We start from the raw sequence: 15,732 nt of genomic DNA on the forward strand, positions 1-15,732 counted from the left end.
TGGATCCCCTTTTAACTCAGTACGAACTACGGGTGCGACGGCTTCCCACGAGCTGGTAGCTTGCCGCGTTGACGCCACAAAGGGGCAGGTGAGAGATGACTACTCCAGATGGTGGCCGACACCTGCTCGTGCTGAGCCTTCCGGCGCACGGGCACGTCCATCCCACTTTGGCGGTGGCCGAAGAATTGGTGCGGCGCGGCCACAAAGTTACCTATGCCACCGGCCTTGATTTTACTGGGGCCGCGAAGACGTGCGGCGCCACCCCATTGGCTTATTCACCCGATCTGGTCGATGCGATATCGGCGCCGGGCGGGGACAGGAATACCGAGCGGGTCACGCTGGGGGCGCTGCGCTTCACCGAGCGCGGCCTCGCGCACCTGGCCGCGCTGCACGAGCCGCTCGACGCCGCCCCGCCGCAACTGATCGCCTACGACCCGGCCGCGTCCGTGATGGCGCGGCTGCTCGCACGGCGCTGGGGCGTCCCGACGATCGCGCTGCACCCGAACTTCGCCTTCACCGAGGGCTTCGACTGGCCCGGCGAGCTGCTGGCCCGCTACTTCGGCGGCCCGGAGTGGCAGGAGGTCGGCGCAAGCATCGGCGCCATGCTCGCGCAGCACGGCGCCGGCCCCGCCGACCTGACCGTGCCCGGCGAGCCCGCGATCGTCTTCGCGCCACGCTCGCTCCAGCCCCACGCTTCCCTGTTCGGCCCCGAGTTCACCTTCGTCGGCCCGAGCACGTCCGGCTCGCTGTTCGCCGATGATTGGACGCCGCCGACCCATGGCAAGCCGGTGGTGCTGATCTCGCTCGGCACGTACTTCAACGACCGGCCGGAGTTCCTGTCCTCGTGCGTCGACGCGTTCGGCGACCAGCCGTGGCACGTCGTGCTCACGCTCGGCGGGTGCACTTCGCCGCTCCCCCCGTTCCCCTCGAACTTCGAGGTGCACCAATGGGTTCCGCAGCTCGCCGTGCTCCGCCACGCGTCGCTGCTGCTGACCAACGGCGGCATCGGCGTCGTCCAAGCGGCGATCCTGTCGGAGGTTCCGGTCCTGATCGCGCCCGAAGGCCACGAGCACCACATGGTGGCTGAACAGGTTGTCGCACAAGGGCTCGGCGCCACCGTCTCACCCTCTTCGTTGCGCTCAGCGGCTTCCGCCATCACCGCGTCGGACTCCGTCCGAGAACGGCTTCACGCGATGAGCCAGCAGATGCGCGCCGCCGGAGGGACCACGGCCGCCGCCGACACCATCGAGTCCCATCTAGGTGGAGTGATCGCATGACGAACCGGGCCGAGACACTCGAGTTCTACCGCCAGATGCGCGCCGAAGCCCCCGTGCACTTCGACGCCGACACCGGCGCGTGGCTGGTCTTCGGCTACGACGCCGCGAGCACTGTCATGTCCGACCACAGGACGTTCTCCTCGGACTTCAGCGGCGTCGCCGAGGTGCAGGACGAGCTCAACGCCGACGAGGACCTTGCCACGCTCGGCAACCACTTCGGCTGGACCGACCCGCCCGTGCACCGGACGTTGCGCGGCCTCGTCAGCAAGGCTTTCACCGCGCGCATGGTGGCTCGGATGGAGCCCCGCGTCACCGACATCGCCACCGAGCTGCTCGACCGGATCGGCGACCGCAAGGACTTCGACTTCATCACCGACTTCGCCCATCCCCTGCCCGTCGTGGTGATCGCCGAGATGCTCGGTGTCCCCGCCGCCGACCGCGACCGGTTCAAGAAGTGGTCCGACGCGCTGCTGGAGCAGCCCGACCGTGAGGACGGCGTCGAGGCCGACACCGCCGCGCTCAAGGAGATGGTCGCCTACCTCCGCGCGCACATCCGTTCTCGTGCGGGTACGCCCACCGACGACCTCACCACCAAGCTCGTCGAAGCTGAGATCGACGGCGAGCGGCTCAGCGAGAACCAGATCATCGGCACGCTCGGCGTCCTCATGATGGCCGGGCACATCACCACGACCACCTTGCTGGGCAACGCGATGCTCTGCTTCGACGAGCACCCCGAGGTCCTGCGCCGCGTCCGCGACGACCCATCGCTGCTCCCCGCCACCATCGAGGAGGTGCTCCGCTACCGCACGTCCTTCGAGCGCGCCGCCCGCCTCGTCAAGCACGACACCACCCTCGGCGGCCAAGACCTCAAGGCCGGTCAGCTCGTGCTCGTCCTCATCGACTCCGCCAACCGCGACGAACGCCACGGCTGCCCTTCGAGCTTCGACATCGACCGCGCCCAGAACCAGCACCTGTCCTTCGGCCACGGCATCCACTTCTGCCTAGGAGCCCCGCTCGCCCGCCTCGAAGCCCGCATCGCGTTGGAACTGCTGTTGAAACGCTACTCCGCGCTTTCCGTGCTCTCCTCCAGCTTCTACGAGGCCCATTCCATGGTCGTCCCCCACCACATGCCCGTCCGCGTCCGCCCGTAGCCTTTCTCCCGTGCCCCTCGTAGAAATCACCCACTCCCCCACCGTTCCCGCTTCTGCGCTGCGATCGTTGGCTTCGGCCCTGCCCCACCTCGTTTCCGTCGCCGTCGAGTGCCCCGAAGAGCCCTACGACGGCAACCTCCAACCCGGCGACGTCGACGTCATCTTCCGCGCGCGGAGTCCTTACGATCGGGGCGGCTTGCCCGTGCTGATCGAGATCCGCTCCAAGTACTTCGAGTCCCGGGCCGCTTCTCGCCAGTCCCGCGTGGACTCGCTGCACGCGGCACTCGCCGCTGCGACCGGCCTTTCGGACTTCGGCGTCTACCTGTCACTGCCCGTCGCCGCGTGGTCTCAGGGCCCGGACTAGCGACTGTTGTTGCGCAACATGTCGCCATAACGCTACCGGGCCACCTATTTTTCGACTTTATGCGGAGTTGTTGCGTCACTTAGCTTTTTCACTCTTCGGTGCCATGATCGTCTATTTTCGGGGGTAGAATTGTGTTATGCCCCCTGATGATCCCGATGAACTCCTGCACGCCGCCTACACCGCGATCGGCAAAGCCGTAGCCGACTTCTCCACCGTGTTGGTGGGTTACGTTTCCGATCTTGACGCGTGTGATCGTGAGTATGCCGAGAACATGCTGATGCCTCTGCTGCGCGTGACGCGGGCGAAGGCCAACCGTCTGCTGGACCGCGCTACCGACCTCACCGCGCGCCCGTTGGTGTTGAAGGCGTTGGTAGAGGGCCGTGTTGATGAGGGCAAGGCGTTGATGATCCTGGACCTGCTGCGCAATCTCTCGGTCGTGCATGCCGCTATTGCTGAGGAGGCGCTGCTGGCGCACGCGTCGAGGAACAACTACACCGCGACCCGCCGGTATGCGATTCGCTACATCCACCGCCTGGACCCCACCGCCGCCGACCGCCGCCACGAAGAAAAACGCAAGGCCCGGTTGGTGGAGAAGGTCCCTCTCGAGGACGGCATGGCCCTACTCCGGTTGTTGATGACCGCCCACGACGCCGCCCTGGCTTTCGACCACGTCGATCGCATCGCCCGCTCCCTGCCCAAGGACGATCGGACCTTGGATCAGAAGCGCTCCGATGTCGCCAAGGACCTGCTGCTGGGCAGAGACACGCCGACCCCGGCGGGCAAGACCACCGTCTACCTGACCATGCCGATCACCTCAGCTTTGGGTCTCACCAAAGACCCCGGCATCCTCGGCGGCTACGGCCCCCTGCCCGCCCGGATCGCCCGCGAGATCGCCGCTGGTGGGGTGTGGAAGCGGATCCTCACCGATCCCGTCACCGGGATGGCCGAGGAGATCAGCGACGTCTACCGGCCCTCCGCGAAGCAACGGGAGTTGATCGCGGCCAGGTATCCGACCTGCACCGCGATCGGCTGCAACCAACCCGCCCACCGCTGCGATCTCGATCACTGCCGTCCGTTCGACGGCACCAATACCACGATCAAGAACCTGCGGCCGAAGTGCAGGCACCATCACCGGATGAAGACCCACTCCAACTGGAAGTGCCGCAACCTCCCCGACGGCACCCACGAATGGACCACCCCACGGGGCAAGACCTACAACGCCGAACCCGTCCCCATCGCCGAACCCGCCCCCTTCTAACCCACACATCGCGCGCCATGGTCGTGGAGATCGACCAATCCTGTGATGCCGATGTGCACGCCGCGCTGCCCCCAGAACGTCCCTCCGGCTTCGGCCTGCCGAGGTCCACGTTCCCTCAACGCGCCGCCAGCTCTGCACCTGTCCGACCAGAGCGCCCGTTCGTCAACTGCCCCTGTGCGCGAGGCTTAGACTCTCAATCGAAATCCATGTAAAACGCCCACACCCACGCGCAAACCGGCAGGTCAAGAAGTGTCTTCCCCGCGCGAGCGGGGATGGTCCGGACTTCCGCAAGCACATCCGCGTCTACGACGAGTCTTCCCCGCGCGAGCGGGGATGGTCCGGCCCGTACGAGTGGGCGCTGCACGCTTTCAACGTCTTCCCCGCGCGAGCGGGGATGGTCCCCCGGCCAGCTTGGTCTCCCGTTCCTCGCGGCTGTCTTCCCCGCGCGAGCGGGGATGGTCCGCGTTGGGGTACAAGGTCGAGACGTTGCCGAACGTCTTCCCCGCGCGAGCGGGGATGGTCCGGCCCCGCTGGAGGCCGCACTCCGGGAGTACACGTCTTCCCCGCGCGAGCGGGGATGGTCCGAAGTCACCGCCGGACTTGGAGTTCCAGTTGTTGTCTTCCCCGCGCGAGCGGGGATGGTCCGCTGCCGAAGCGGCCCGCCGAGTAAGACGGGCGGTCTTCCCCGCGCGAGCGGGGATGGTCCCTCGGCCGCCGGTTCCTCGCCCTCGTCGCCGTTGTCTTCCCCGCGCGAGCGGGGATGGTCCCTGGCCGATGGCGTCGTGGTGGCGGTAGCAGCGGTCTTCCCCGCGCGAGCGGGGATGGTCCCGGTATGACGTATCACCCCCGAACGTTGGCGGGGTCTTCCCCGCGCGAGCGGGGGTGGTCCGATCGCCAAGATGGAACTGGGCCATGTCGGCGTGTCTCCCCGCCCAAGCGGGGCCCGAAGACGCACGTGGCCCTCGTCATCAACGACGAGGGCCACAACGCGACCTACGCAGCCAAGACAAGCAGGTTGCGGACCAGGCAGTTGGCGACCGACTGGGCCTCGGCCTCGGTGAAAGCGTCCGGGCGGTAGTCGACGCGCAGCTCCAAGCGGCCAGAAGCCATGCGCGCCACCAAGGACAGCGGGTAGTGGGTGCCGTCGTGCACGGAGATGTCGCGCACGGCAACCGAACCCATGTGCGTCAGCGCGGACGTGTCGAGCGGGTAGTTGTGGAACACGACGTGCCCGGCGAACAGGTGGGGGTGCCCGAGGGCCTCGGCCATGGCGGGCCAGCCGTGGTGCTGGTGGGGCACGACGGCGACGTACTCGGCCTGGAGTTGCGCGGCCAGGTCGGCCAGGGGTTCGCCGATCTCGCGGCGGACGCGGACGGGGACGATGTTGGTGTGCAGGCCGACGATGGACGCCATGTGGGGCACTTCGGGAGAGCGGCCGGAGACGGTGGCGCCGAGGAGGAGGTCCTCGGTGCCGGTCAGCTCGCACAACGCCTGGGCCCACGCGGTGCGCACGAGGACGCCGGGGGTGAGACCACGAGAGCGCGCCGCGGACAACAGCGCTGCACTGTCCACTTCGGACAAACGAAGCGCGTGCTGGTGGGGCAAGAGGGTGGCGGTGTCGGCGACGGGAGGGGCGAAGAGCGTGGGCTTGGCGCCGTCGAGCTGCGCAGCCCAAGCGGAAGCGGCCGCGACCTCATCCTGGCGGGCGACCCACGACAGGTGCGAGTCGAAGCCGCGGGCGGCACCGGGCAGAGAGCCCTCGTAGAGCCGGAAAAGCTCGCCCATCAGCACGGACAGGGACCAGCCGTCGACAACGGCGTGGTGGATGGTCAGCACGAGGGTGTGCAGCTGCGAACCGCGCTCGACGAGGTGCGCGCGGAGGAGCGGAGGCCGCGTCACGTCGAAGCGGACAGCACGGTCCGCGGCGAGAACGTCTTCGACGGGCGAGCTTGACACGGTCCACGGGACGACGGCGTCGGCGACGACGACCTGCGCGTCGGGCCACGGGAAGCACGAGCGCAGCGCGCTGTGCCGGTCGACGAGCCCTTGGCAGGCCGCCTGCAAACGAGAAGGGTCCAGCGAACCGTCGAGGTCGAAGACGACCTGGACGTTGTAGACGTCGTCGCCGTGCGGGACGCGGAGCGTGTGCGCGAGCATTTCGCCTTGCAGAGGCGTGACAGGAAGGACATCGGTCAAGCCGGGGTACACGGTCACGAAGGTGTCGACAGCCCGCTGGTTGAGCTGCACCAACGGAAAGTCCGACGGCGTGTGCCCACCGCGTTCCAACGCCGCGAGTTCGTGCAGCGAAGCGACCCACGCGTCGACGAGAGCATGAGCCTCCGCCGAAGTGAGCCGCGAGCGATCCCACGACCACGACGTGACGAGCACCGGACCGCCGTCACGCTCCTCGGCAAGGGCGTTGAGTTCCACCACGTGCGTGGGGGTCATGCGCGGATCACGAGCCCCGCCAAAGGCACGCACGGCGAAAGCGCTGTCGCCAACGCCGAAGCGACCGAGGTAGTTCACCAGGATCTGCGGAGTGGCGAGATCAGCAAGCTCCCCGTGCACATAGCGCAGCAGGCCGTAGCCCAAGCCGTCGCCGGGCACGCTCGCGAGCTGCTCCTTCACCTGCATGACAGAGCTGCCCGCGTCGAACGTCGGCGTGAGCGCGACGGGGTGCATGTCGGTGAACCACCCCACCGTCCGCGACAGATCGACACCGGGAACAGCGGACTCCGAGCGGCCATGGGCCTCAACTTCCAGGAGCACGCGCGCACCGGGAGTGGACCTCCACGCGTTGACCGCACGAGCGGCACCGGTAAGCAGAACCTCGTTGACGCCGGTGTGAAATGCCTCTGGGACAACGGTGAGCAATCGGGCGGTGACGTCGGCGGGAAGCTCAACGGTCAGCTCGCCGCGACCGACGTCTCCCGTGGTGGAGCCAATAGGTAGATCATCTGCAAGGAGCAAGTCCGACCAGTAGGGAACTTCCGCACTGCGATCACTCGCGACGAGCCCAGAAGCCCAGCTGCGGAAGGACGTGGCGGGGCGCGGAATCGACGTGGAACCGCCGGACCACGCATCAGCGAGATCCGTGGCGAGTACGCGCCAGGACACGCTGTCGACGGCGATGTGGTGCGCGACCAGAAGAAGCGAACCGGGCGAGCCCGGACGCCAGACCGCCTGGAAGACCTTGCCGGAGAACGGGTCGAGCTGCGCGACGGCCTCGTCCAGATGGTCCACCGGAGAATCAGTCACACACCGCACCGAGACCTCGGACTCGGCAGCGACCGAAAGCTGCGACCCCAACCGAGCGCGAAGCAGGTCATGACTGTCCACAAGAGACTGAAGAAGCTCGGTCAGCCGCGCGTGGTCGAGCCCCGGCGGGGTGCTCAGCAGAGCCCACTGGTGATAAGCGTCCACAGTGGACCCCTGATCCGCCAGCCACCGCAGGATCGGCGTGAGCGGGACCGGACCCGAGGAGTTGTCAACAACGGACGCCCCGGAGAACTCCGCGACCGAGGCAAGAGCCTCAACGGTGCGACAGGTGAAGACATCCTTCGGAGAGAACATCAATCCGGCAGATCGGGCGCGGGCGACGAGCTGGATGGCGATGATGCTGTCACCGCCGAGGCTGAAGAAGTTGTCGCCGACACCGACCTCCGACAACCCAAGGACATCCGCGAAAACCTTGCACAGCAAGCGCTCGCGGTCAGTGCTCGGCGCGCGTGAGAGGTCGACGGAGGCCGCGTAGTCGGGGGCTGGAAGCGCCGGCCGGTCTGCCTTTCCGTTGCGCGTCAACGGCATTGTGTCAACCACCACGACCGCTGCCGGAACCATGTGCTCCGGGACGAGCGCCGAGGTGGCCTCGCGCACGGCGACGGGGTCCAGCGCGACGTCGCCAGCCGGGACGACGTAGCCGACGAGGCGCTTGTCACCGGGGCTGTCCTCGCGGACGAGGACGACTGCCTGAGCGACTCCGGGAAATCGACCGAGTGCGGCCTCGATCTCTCCCAGCTCGATGCGGAACCCACGGATCTTCACCTGGTCGTCGGCGCGCCCGAGGTACTGCAACGAACCGTCCTCGGTCCAGCGCGCCAGGTCACCGCTGCGGTACATCCGCTCGCCCGGCTCACCAAAAGGGCAAGCTACGAAACGAGATGCGGTCAGTCCGGGCCGATTGACATAGCCAGTCGCAACCCCCGGACCTGCCACGTACATCTCCCCCGCGCCGCCTGGCGGCACGAGCGCGAGGGACTCGTCCAGCAGGTACACGCGCAGGTCGTCGATGGCGCGCCCGATGAGGCTGCCGGACTCCGGCGTGCAATCCGCGCGCGCCAACGGAATCTGTGTGACGTGCACGGTGGTTTCGGTGATGCCGTACATGTTGACCAGCACAGGAGCGTCTTCGGCGTGCCGGTCGTACCAGTCGCCGAGCCGCGTCAGGTCGAGCGCCTCACCGCCGAAGGTGACCATGCGCAGCGCCAGCTTCGCGCTGAGGTCCTGCTCGTCGCGCTCAGCGGCCATGAGCTGGTAGAAGGCCGACGGGGTCTGGCTGAGCACGGTCACGCGCTCGTCGACGAGCAGCCGCAGGAAGTCTTGCGAGGAACGCGTGATCGCGTGCGGAACAACGACGAGGCGCGCGCCATGCAGCAGCGGACCCCAGATCTCCCAGACGGAGAAGTCGAAGGCGTAGGAGTGGAACATCGTCCACACGTCGTTCGGGCTGAAGTCGTACTGCCCGTCGGTCGCGGTGAACAGGCGGATGACGTTGCTGTGCGGGATGAGCACGCCCTTCGGCTTGCCCGTCGAGCCGGACGTGTAGATCACGTACGCCGGGTCCGACGCGGTGAGCGGCCGGACGCGCTCGGCGTCGGTGACCCGCGTCCCCGACAGCTCCGCGAGCGCGGCCAGCACGTCAGAAGCGTTGAGCGGCAACACGTCGGGCAAGATCGGCAGTGGCACGTCGGCGAGCACGAGCGCCGGGCGAGCGTCGTCGACCAGGTAGCGCAGGCGGTCCTCGGGGTAGCTCGGGTCCAGCGGCAGGTAGGCCGCGCCGGCGGTGGTGACGGCGAGCATCGCGATGATCATCTCCGCCGAGCGCGCGAAGGCGAGCCCGACCAGGTCCCCCGGACCGATGCCGTCCGCGATCAGCATGCGCGCCAACCGGTTCACCCGCTCGGCGAGTTCGCGGTAGCTCAGGTGCTCGTTCTCGCAGGTCAACGCGACGCGGTCGGGGAACTCCACGGCGCGCGCGGCGAACTCCTCGGCGAGCGTGGTGTCCGGCGAGCCGCCGCGACCGCCCGCCCAATCCGACAGGAGGCGGTCGCGCTCGGCCGGGCTGAGCACGTCAGCGCGGCGCAACGGGCGGACACCGAGGCCGGTGAACTCGCGCAGGTAGCGCTGGAGGCGTTGCTCCAGCACAGCGACCTCGGTGGCGGTGTAGAGACCGGGGTTCGCGTCGAGGGTGATCTCCAGGCCGTGTCCGTCGCCGCGGTCGTAAACGATCACCGACAGGTCGTCGGTCGCGGTGCCGGACAGGTAGTGCGCCCGCGCCGGGCACGCGCCGAAGCTCACCCCGTAGGTGAAGCGCATGATGTTGATGCGGTTGCAGAACAGCCGGTCCTCCTGCGTGATCGCGCCCTGTGCGCGGCGCAGCCCGCCGTAGTCGTAGTACTGGTGCGCGAGGACTCGCTTGACCTGCTTGGAGACGTGGGTCAGCAGCTCCGGGACGGTCATCCTCGGGTCCACGGCCAGCTCCAGCGGGAGCACGTTCGCGGACATGCCGGGCGTGGCCTTCGCACCAGAGGTCCGGCGCGCGGCTGCGGGCAGGCCGAGCACTTGGTGCGTGCGACCGGTCATGCGCTGGAGGAATCCGGCGACGGCCGCGATCAGCACGGTGGAGGTCGAGGTCTTCGCGTCGCGCGCCATCTCCGCCACCCGGCCGACGATCTCCGGCGGCACGTCGCAGGTGCTGCGCAGGGACAACTGGGCCGGCGCCGGGGGCCGCGCGGACAGGCTCACCGGCTCGGGCAGCTCGGCCACGTAGTCCGCCCAGAACTCGCGATCACCTTGGTACTGCTCGGATTCCCGATACGCCACGTCCGCTTCCAGCAGCGTGGTCAGCGGCGGGAACGGGCTCTCGCCGACCTCCTCACCGGCGGCGAGCCTGGTGTAGACCTCTCCGGCGCGGCGGGCGAGCAGGGCCACCGTGTAGCCGTCGCTGACGATGTGGTGGTAGGCGTGCACCCAGAGGTGCCGGTCGTCGGCGAGGCGCAGCACGGTGAAGGTGAACAGCGGTCCGGTGGCGAGGTCGAAGGGCCGCTCCAGCACGACGCGGATGCGCTCCTGCGCCATCTCCGGGCGCTCGCGCAGGTCGACCACGTCCAGCTTCCAGTCCACAGTGGACTGGATGATCTGGCGAACGCCGTTCTCGTCGTCGGTGAACCGCGCGCGCAGGCATTCCGCCTCCTCGACCAGGTGGCCGAGGGTCGTCTCGAACAGGTCCAGGTCCAGCGGACCGGTGATCTCCAGGTACTCGGCGACGTTGTGCGTGACGCCCGTGGCGTCGAGCTGGTGGGCGAACCAGATGCCGGTCTGGGCACTGGTCAGCGCTAGCGGGGTGCTGGAAGTCGACACGACAGGGGCTCCCTGGGAGTGATCGAGTGAGTCAGCGGGACTCGACGAAGGCGAGGCAGGCCGCGCGGGTGTCCTCGCCGAGCGCGATGTCCCACCCGGCGGGCACGTCCGTCGCCGCAGGCCACAGCGAGTGCTCGCCCACAGCGTTGACCAGCACCAGGAAGCGGCCGGAGGGGTCGTCGAAGGGATTGCGCACTGAAGACCTCGCGGTGAGTCGCTAGGGGCTGTGACAGTGGAGGTGGGGCCTTTTCAGGTTTGCCCCGGGGCCGCTCGATCCGGAAGCGGCGAATTCCCTATGGATCACATGCGGGCGCGGCATAGTGCGGCCTGAGCTGCGACAACGCTAAGATCACGAAGCTTTGTCGAGTACCGAGGGGACTACGACGATCGTGGCGAACGAGATGGACAGGCTGGACCTCAACCTGCTGATCCCCTTGAACGCGCTGTTGCTCGAACGCAACGTGACCAAGGCCGCCGAGCGGTTGCAGATGGCTCAGCCGTCGATGAGCGCGCTGCTGGGCAAGCTGCGGCGGCACTTCGACGACCCGCTGCTCGTGCGCGACGGCCGGGCGATGGCGCTGACCTCGTTCGCGGAGTCGCTGCGCGAGCCCGTGCAGACCGCCATGATCGCCGCCCGCGACGCGCTGACCGCGGGTGGGTCGTTCGACCCGGCGAACGACCGGCGCGCCTTCACCGTCGTGGCCAGCGACTACGTCACGACCGTGCTGCTGGCGCCTGCGCTGCGCGGCCTCGGCGCGGAGGCTCCCGGGGTGCGGGTCACCATCGAGCCGATGCGCGCGGATCTGATCAACCTGCTCCGCTCGCGGCGCTGTGACCTGCTGTTCTGGCCGTTGCAGCTGCAAGTGCCCGAGCTGATGAACTTCCCGCACACCCCGCTGTTCACCGACGAGTTCGTCGCGGTCGCCGACAAGGACAACCACGACGTCACCGAGCCGCTGACCGGCGAGGACCTCGCGACCACGCCCGCAGTCCGGGTCAACGGCGTCGGCGGGAACCGGGTGTTGTCGGAGGTGAAGCTCAGCGAGGAGATGCTGCGCCAGCCGACCGCGGTCACCGTGGACTCGTTCTCGCTGGCGCTGCGGCTGGTCTCCGGTTCGGACCTGATCACGCTGACGCAGCGGCGGCTGTTCGACGAGCTGGCGCCCGCGTACGGGCTGCGCGAGCTGAAGCTGGCCACCGAGCCGACCAAGCTGTCGATAGCGATGTTCTGGCATCCTCGCGACATGCGTTCTCCCGCGCACGTGTGGTTGCGCGAGCGCATATCGCGAGAGGCCGCCAAGCTGTGATCGAAGTACCACCGGTTTTCGTCCAGTCCACTGTGGACCGTGAGGGCGTCACCGGGCGGACGTGGACATCCTCGCTGCCCGGGATCGTCGCGGACCTGTTGTCGCGTTGGGAATGCGTGCTCGACGGCGCTGTGATGCACGGTGAGGTCGGGGTCGTCGTGCCGGTGCGGCGCGCCGGGGAAGCCTTGGTGCTCAAGGTGTCTTTCCCGCATCCCGGCAACGTCCACGAGCCTGACGCGTTCGCGGCGTGGAACGGGCGCGGCGCCGTGCTGCTGCACGAACGCGACGACTCGCAGTTCGCGATGCTGTTGGAGCGCGCCGGTTCGTCGTCCTTGGCCGAGCTCGCCGACGGCCCGGCGATCATGGCTTCAGCAGGGGAACTCCACCGTCGCCTCACCATTCCCGCGCCCGCCGGGCTGCCCCGGCTCGCCGCGCAGGCGGACGATTGGGAAGCTTCGCTGCTGCGCGATTCCGCCGAGCTACCGCACGCGCTGCCCGCACGCGTGGTGGGCGCCGCCGTCGACACTGTGCGGGAACTCGGCCGGGCTCAGCCGGAAGTCCTTGTGCACGGCGATTTCCACGCCCGCAACGTTCTGCGCGCGTCGCGTGAACCGTGGCTCGCCGTCGATCCGAAGGGCTACGTCGGCGATCCCGCTTACGACGGCGGCACCATGCTCAAGACGTGCGCCATGCTCGGCGACGCTTCTCCCTTGCGGCTACTGGACATTTTCGCCTCCGCCGCTGAGCTTTCCCGCACGCGCACGCGACGGTGGGCTCAGCTGCACGCCGTGCAGGCCGCTTTCTGGGGGCACCGCCACGGTTTCGGCATCCCCGGGCTGATCGAGTTCGCTGAGGGCCTGTCCGAAACGTTGACGTGAACCCGTCGGCCGGCGCCGAAACGCGGTCGCGGCTGCTCTGATCGCTGCTAGCGTCGCCGCCCATGCGCACCAAGCTCGTCGCCGCCGTCCTGGCCTGCTCGCTCTTCCCCATCACCGCAATCTCGGCTTCTGCCGCCGAGTCCGGCTTCGAGGGGAAGGTCCTCAACTGCGTGAACTTCAAGGTCACGCACAAGAACGGCCCGTTCGGCCAGAAGTACTCGAACCTGTACTACAACAACCACTGCGACAAGCAGGTTCGGTTGCGCGTCACGTACAAGTTCGACAACCCGGAGGAGCCGGGCCCGAACACCTCGTGCATGCTCGCGGTGAAGGCGAAGCAGAAGAGCGACCGGACCTTCGACAGCCGCATCATCAGCGTCGACGGCAACTCCGGCATCCGCAACTGCACCTGACCCGCGTCGTCACTGCGATCCCACGGCCACCAGCCTCGCGGTGATCGGTTCGAGCTCGGTCATCAACTCGTCGAGCTCGGCGGGCGAAAGGGCTTCGTACGGCGCGCCGGCCAGCTCATCGGTCAAGGCTTCGATGCGGTGTTTGGTGTCGCGGCCAGCGTCGGTGAACTTGCCGTCGGCGCCGACGAGCCCGCGCTCGCGCAGTCCGCCCATGACTTCGGCCAAGCGCGTCTTCGGCAGGTGGTGGATGCGCCCGAACGACTCCGCCGGGTAGATGCCCATCTCCAGCGCGCTGAGCACGTGCGACTCCGTACCGCCGATACGCGCGCCGACGAGAGCCGCGATGTGCCCGTCACCGCGATGCTCGCGCAACATGGTCGCGGAGTGCCACAGTCGGGCCACCGGGTCGATCGGTATCGGGAGGGTGCGCATTCCCGCGTACATCGCCCGCCCCTCCGTCGGCGCGCTCGTCGCCGCTTTCGTGGTCAGGTCCGCCGCGCGCGCCAAGCCTTCCGAGCTGGCCAGCTCCTCGCCGAGAATCCGCCTCAACGACGCCGCGCTTCCCCGCTCCCGCGCGGCGACCGAGGCTTGCGGCGAGATCGTCTCCCACGCACTCGGAATGTGCCGCGCCGCTTCCCCGTCCGCGAAGTTGTAGAACGCCGCGTGCACGACCTGCGCCGACACCCACCCCAACGGCGCCGCCCGGCTGGCGAAGTAGCCGTCCCAATAGGTGCGGTGGCCGAGCGCGGCGAGTTCCTCGTTGCACTCGTCCGCGAGGTAGGTGACGAGGCAGATCGGCTCAAGGAGCTCGAACATGCGGCGGGCGATGCTGGTCATGCTCCGCATCATCGCAGCCTCGCTTCGTCCGCGTGGCCGACTGGTTGCGGTCCTTTTCGTTCCCGCGCCCGGCGCTTGAGGTTCTTTGACCGCCAGCTCATGTCCGGACACCACCCCCGCTCGCGCGAGGAAGACTCTAGGCAGCCCGTCGCCGGGTTCGACTGTGTCGGACCACCCCCGCTCGCGCGGGGAAGACGGCGTCGGCGCGCCGACGGTGTACCTGCACACCGGACCACCCCCGCTCGCGCGGGGAAGACACTTGTTGACCTGCTGGTTTGTGAGCGTCAGGCGGTGTTTTGCATGGGTTTCCGCTGAGAGCCATGGGACACCGACCTCTGCGCAGAGTCGAGGGCGCGCGAGGAGACAGACGTGCAGGGGCGCGAGTCTAGAAGGGGGCGGGTTCGGCGATGGGGACGGGTTCGGTGGCATAAGTCTTGCCTCGTGGGGTGGTCCATTCGTGGGTGCCGTCAGACAGGTTGCGGCATTTCCAGTTGGAGTGGGTCTTCATCCGGTGATGGTGCCTGCACTTCGGGCGGAGGTTCTTGATCGTGGTGTTGGTGCCGTCGAACGGACGGCAGTGATCGAGATCGCAGCGCTGTGCGGGTTGGTTGCAGCCGATCGCGGTGCACGTCGGATACCGGGCGTTGATGAGTTCGCGTTGTTTGGCGGAGGGCCGGTAGACGTCGCTGATTTCCTCGGCCATGCCCGTGACCGGGTCGGTCAAGATCCGCTTCCAGACACCGTCGGCGGCGATCTCCCGGGCGATGCGGGGAGGAAGAGGACCGTAGCCACCGAGCATGCCGGGGTCGTTGGTGAGACCCAACGCCGCAGTGATCGGCATCGTGAGATAGACCGTCGTCCTGCCCGCCGGAGTGGGGGTATCCCTGCCCAGCAACAAGTCCTTGGCGACATCGGAGCGCTTCTGGTCCAGAGTCCGGTCGTCCTTGGGCAGGGACCGGGCGATGCGATCGACGTGGTCGAAAGCCAAGGCGGCGTCGTGGGCGGTCATCAACAACCGCAGCAACGCCATGCCGTCTTCGAGGGGGACCTTCTCCACCAACCGGGCCTTGCGTTTTTCTTCGTGGCGGCGGTCAGCGGCGGTGGGATCGAGACGGTGGATGTAGCGGATCGCATACCGGCGGGTCGCGGTGTAGTTGTTCACCGACGCGTGCGCCAACAACGCCTCCTCAGCGATGGCGGCATGCACGAGCGTCAGATTGCGCAGCAGGTCCAGGATCATCAACGCCTTGCCCTCATCAACACGGCCCTCTACCAACGCCTTCAACACCAACGGGCGCGCGGAGAGATCGGATGCGCGGTCCAACAGACGGTTGGCTTTCGCGCGGGTTACGCGCAGCAGGGGCATGAGCATGTTCTCGGCATACTCACGATCACACGCATCAAGATCAGACACGTAACCCACCAACACAGTCGAGAAGTCGGCTACGGCTTTGCCGATCGCGGTGTAGGCGGCGTGCAGGAGTTCATCGGGATCATCAGGGGGCACAACACAATTCTACTCCCGCAAAATAGACGATCATGGCCCTAGAGGGTGAATTCCCAAGCGCCACAAAGAAAAAGCAAGCCAGGCGGCCCAACCCAACCGCC

At 67.8% G+C, this 15,732-nt stretch carries 11 protein-coding genes and 1 CRISPR repeat array; of the genes, 7 read left to right on the forward strand and 4 right to left on the reverse strand.

What is annotated here, in order from left to right; all coding sequences use genetic code 11:
• Positions 1 to 95 precede the first annotated feature (95 nt).
• The 4 genes from ABD798_RS26640 to ABD798_RS26655 all read left to right on the forward strand — a co-directional run bounded on the left by ABD798_RS26640 (position 96) and on the right by ABD798_RS26655 (position 4,050).
• Positions 96 to 1,277 (forward strand): macrolide family glycosyltransferase, encoded by a 1,182-nt coding sequence (locus ABD798_RS26640; RefSeq protein ID WP_344880245.1) that lies wholly within the window; start codon positions 96 to 98, stop codon positions 1,275 to 1,277.
• On the forward strand, positions 1,274 to 2,428 hold the full coding sequence (locus tag ABD798_RS26645; protein ID WP_344880248.1) for a cytochrome P450: 1,155 nt from the start codon (positions 1,274 to 1,276) through the stop codon (positions 2,426 to 2,428). Before ABD798_RS26640 ends, ABD798_RS26645 begins: the two co-directional genes overlap by 4 nt.
• Before the next feature lie 10 nt (positions 2,429 to 2,438).
• The gene (locus tag ABD798_RS26650; RefSeq protein ID WP_344880251.1) at positions 2,439 to 2,792 is read left to right on the forward strand and encodes a hypothetical protein; all 354 of its coding nucleotides are present in this window, start codon (positions 2,439 to 2,441) and stop codon (positions 2,790 to 2,792) included.
• 136 nt (positions 2,793 to 2,928) lie between these two features.
• On the forward strand, positions 2,929 to 4,050 hold the full coding sequence (locus ABD798_RS26655) for an HNH endonuclease signature motif containing protein (protein ID WP_344880254.1): 1,122 nt from the start codon (positions 2,929 to 2,931) through the stop codon (positions 4,048 to 4,050).
• 251 nt (positions 4,051 to 4,301) lie between these two features.
• A CRISPR array of direct repeats spans positions 4,302 to 4,939; the repeat unit is 28 nt; unit sequence GTCTTCCCCGCGCGAGCGGGGATGGTCC.
• A gap of 104 nt (positions 4,940 to 5,043) precedes the next feature.
• On the opposite strand, the gene ABD798_RS26660 is transcribed toward ABD798_RS26655, so the two are convergent.
• Positions 5,044 to 10,689 carry an amino acid adenylation domain-containing protein gene (locus ABD798_RS26660; RefSeq protein WP_344880257.1) on the reverse strand — a complete coding sequence of 1,882 codons (5,646 nt, stop codon included), beginning with the start codon at positions 10,687 to 10,689 and terminating at the stop codon, positions 5,044 to 5,046.
• A gap of 31 nt (positions 10,690 to 10,720) precedes the next feature.
• Entirely contained in the window at positions 10,721 to 10,885 is a 165-nt protein-coding gene (locus ABD798_RS26665) for an MbtH family protein (protein WP_344880260.1), read from the reverse strand.
• Positions 10,886 to 11,078: 193 nt separating this feature from the next.
• Between ABD798_RS26665 and ABD798_RS26670 the strand changes: the two genes are divergently transcribed.
• The 3 genes from ABD798_RS26670 (at position 11,079) to ABD798_RS26680 (ending at position 13,287) form a co-directional block, all read left to right on the forward strand.
• On the forward strand, positions 11,079 to 11,996 hold the full coding sequence (locus tag ABD798_RS26670) for a LysR family transcriptional regulator (protein ID WP_344880263.1): 918 nt from the start codon (positions 11,079 to 11,081) through the stop codon (positions 11,994 to 11,996).
• Entirely contained in the window at positions 11,993 to 12,874 is an 882-nt protein-coding gene (locus tag ABD798_RS26675) for an aminoglycoside phosphotransferase family protein (protein ID WP_344880266.1), read from the forward strand. The genes ABD798_RS26670 and ABD798_RS26675 overlap by 4 nt, the downstream gene beginning before the upstream one ends.
• Positions 12,875 to 12,936: 62 nt before the next feature.
• The gene (locus ABD798_RS26680; RefSeq protein WP_344880269.1) at positions 12,937 to 13,287 is read left to right on the forward strand and encodes a hypothetical protein; all 351 of its coding nucleotides are present in this window, start codon (positions 12,937 to 12,939) and stop codon (positions 13,285 to 13,287) included.
• A 9-nt stretch (positions 13,288 to 13,296) separates the two neighbouring features.
• Here ABD798_RS26680 and ABD798_RS26685 read toward each other — a convergent pair whose 3' ends face one another.
• The gene (locus ABD798_RS26685; RefSeq protein WP_344880272.1) at positions 13,297 to 14,124 is read right to left on the reverse strand and encodes an SCO6745 family protein; all 828 of its coding nucleotides are present in this window, start codon (positions 14,122 to 14,124) and stop codon (positions 13,297 to 13,299) included.
• A gap of 385 nt (positions 14,125 to 14,509) precedes the next feature.
• Entirely contained in the window at positions 14,510 to 15,631 is a 1,122-nt protein-coding gene (locus ABD798_RS26690) for an HNH endonuclease signature motif containing protein (RefSeq protein WP_344880275.1), read from the reverse strand.
• Positions 15,632 to 15,732 lie beyond the last annotated feature (101 nt).

Source organism: Allokutzneria multivorans (assembly GCF_039537405.1).
Taxonomy (GTDB): domain Bacteria; phylum Actinomycetota; class Actinomycetes; order Mycobacteriales; family Pseudonocardiaceae; genus Allokutzneria; species Allokutzneria multivorans.

Coding starts and splice junctions, on each gene's coding strand:
- ABD798_RS26640 (WP_344880245.1), top strand. CDS start 96: ATGACTACTCCAGATGGTGGCCGACACCTGCTCGTGCTGAGCCTTCCG.
- ABD798_RS26645 (WP_344880248.1), top strand. CDS start 1,274: ATGACGAACCGGGCCGAGACACTCGAGTTCTACCGCCAGATGCGCGCC.
- ABD798_RS26655 (WP_344880254.1), top strand. CDS start 2,929: ATGCCCCCTGATGATCCCGATGAACTCCTGCACGCCGCCTACACCGCG.
- ABD798_RS26680 (WP_344880269.1), top strand. CDS start 12,937: ATGCGCACCAAGCTCGTCGCCGCCGTCCTGGCCTGCTCGCTCTTCCCC.
- ABD798_RS26685 (WP_344880272.1), bottom strand. CDS start 14,124: ATGACCAGCATCGCCCGCCGCATGTTCGAGCTCCTTGAGCCGATCTGC.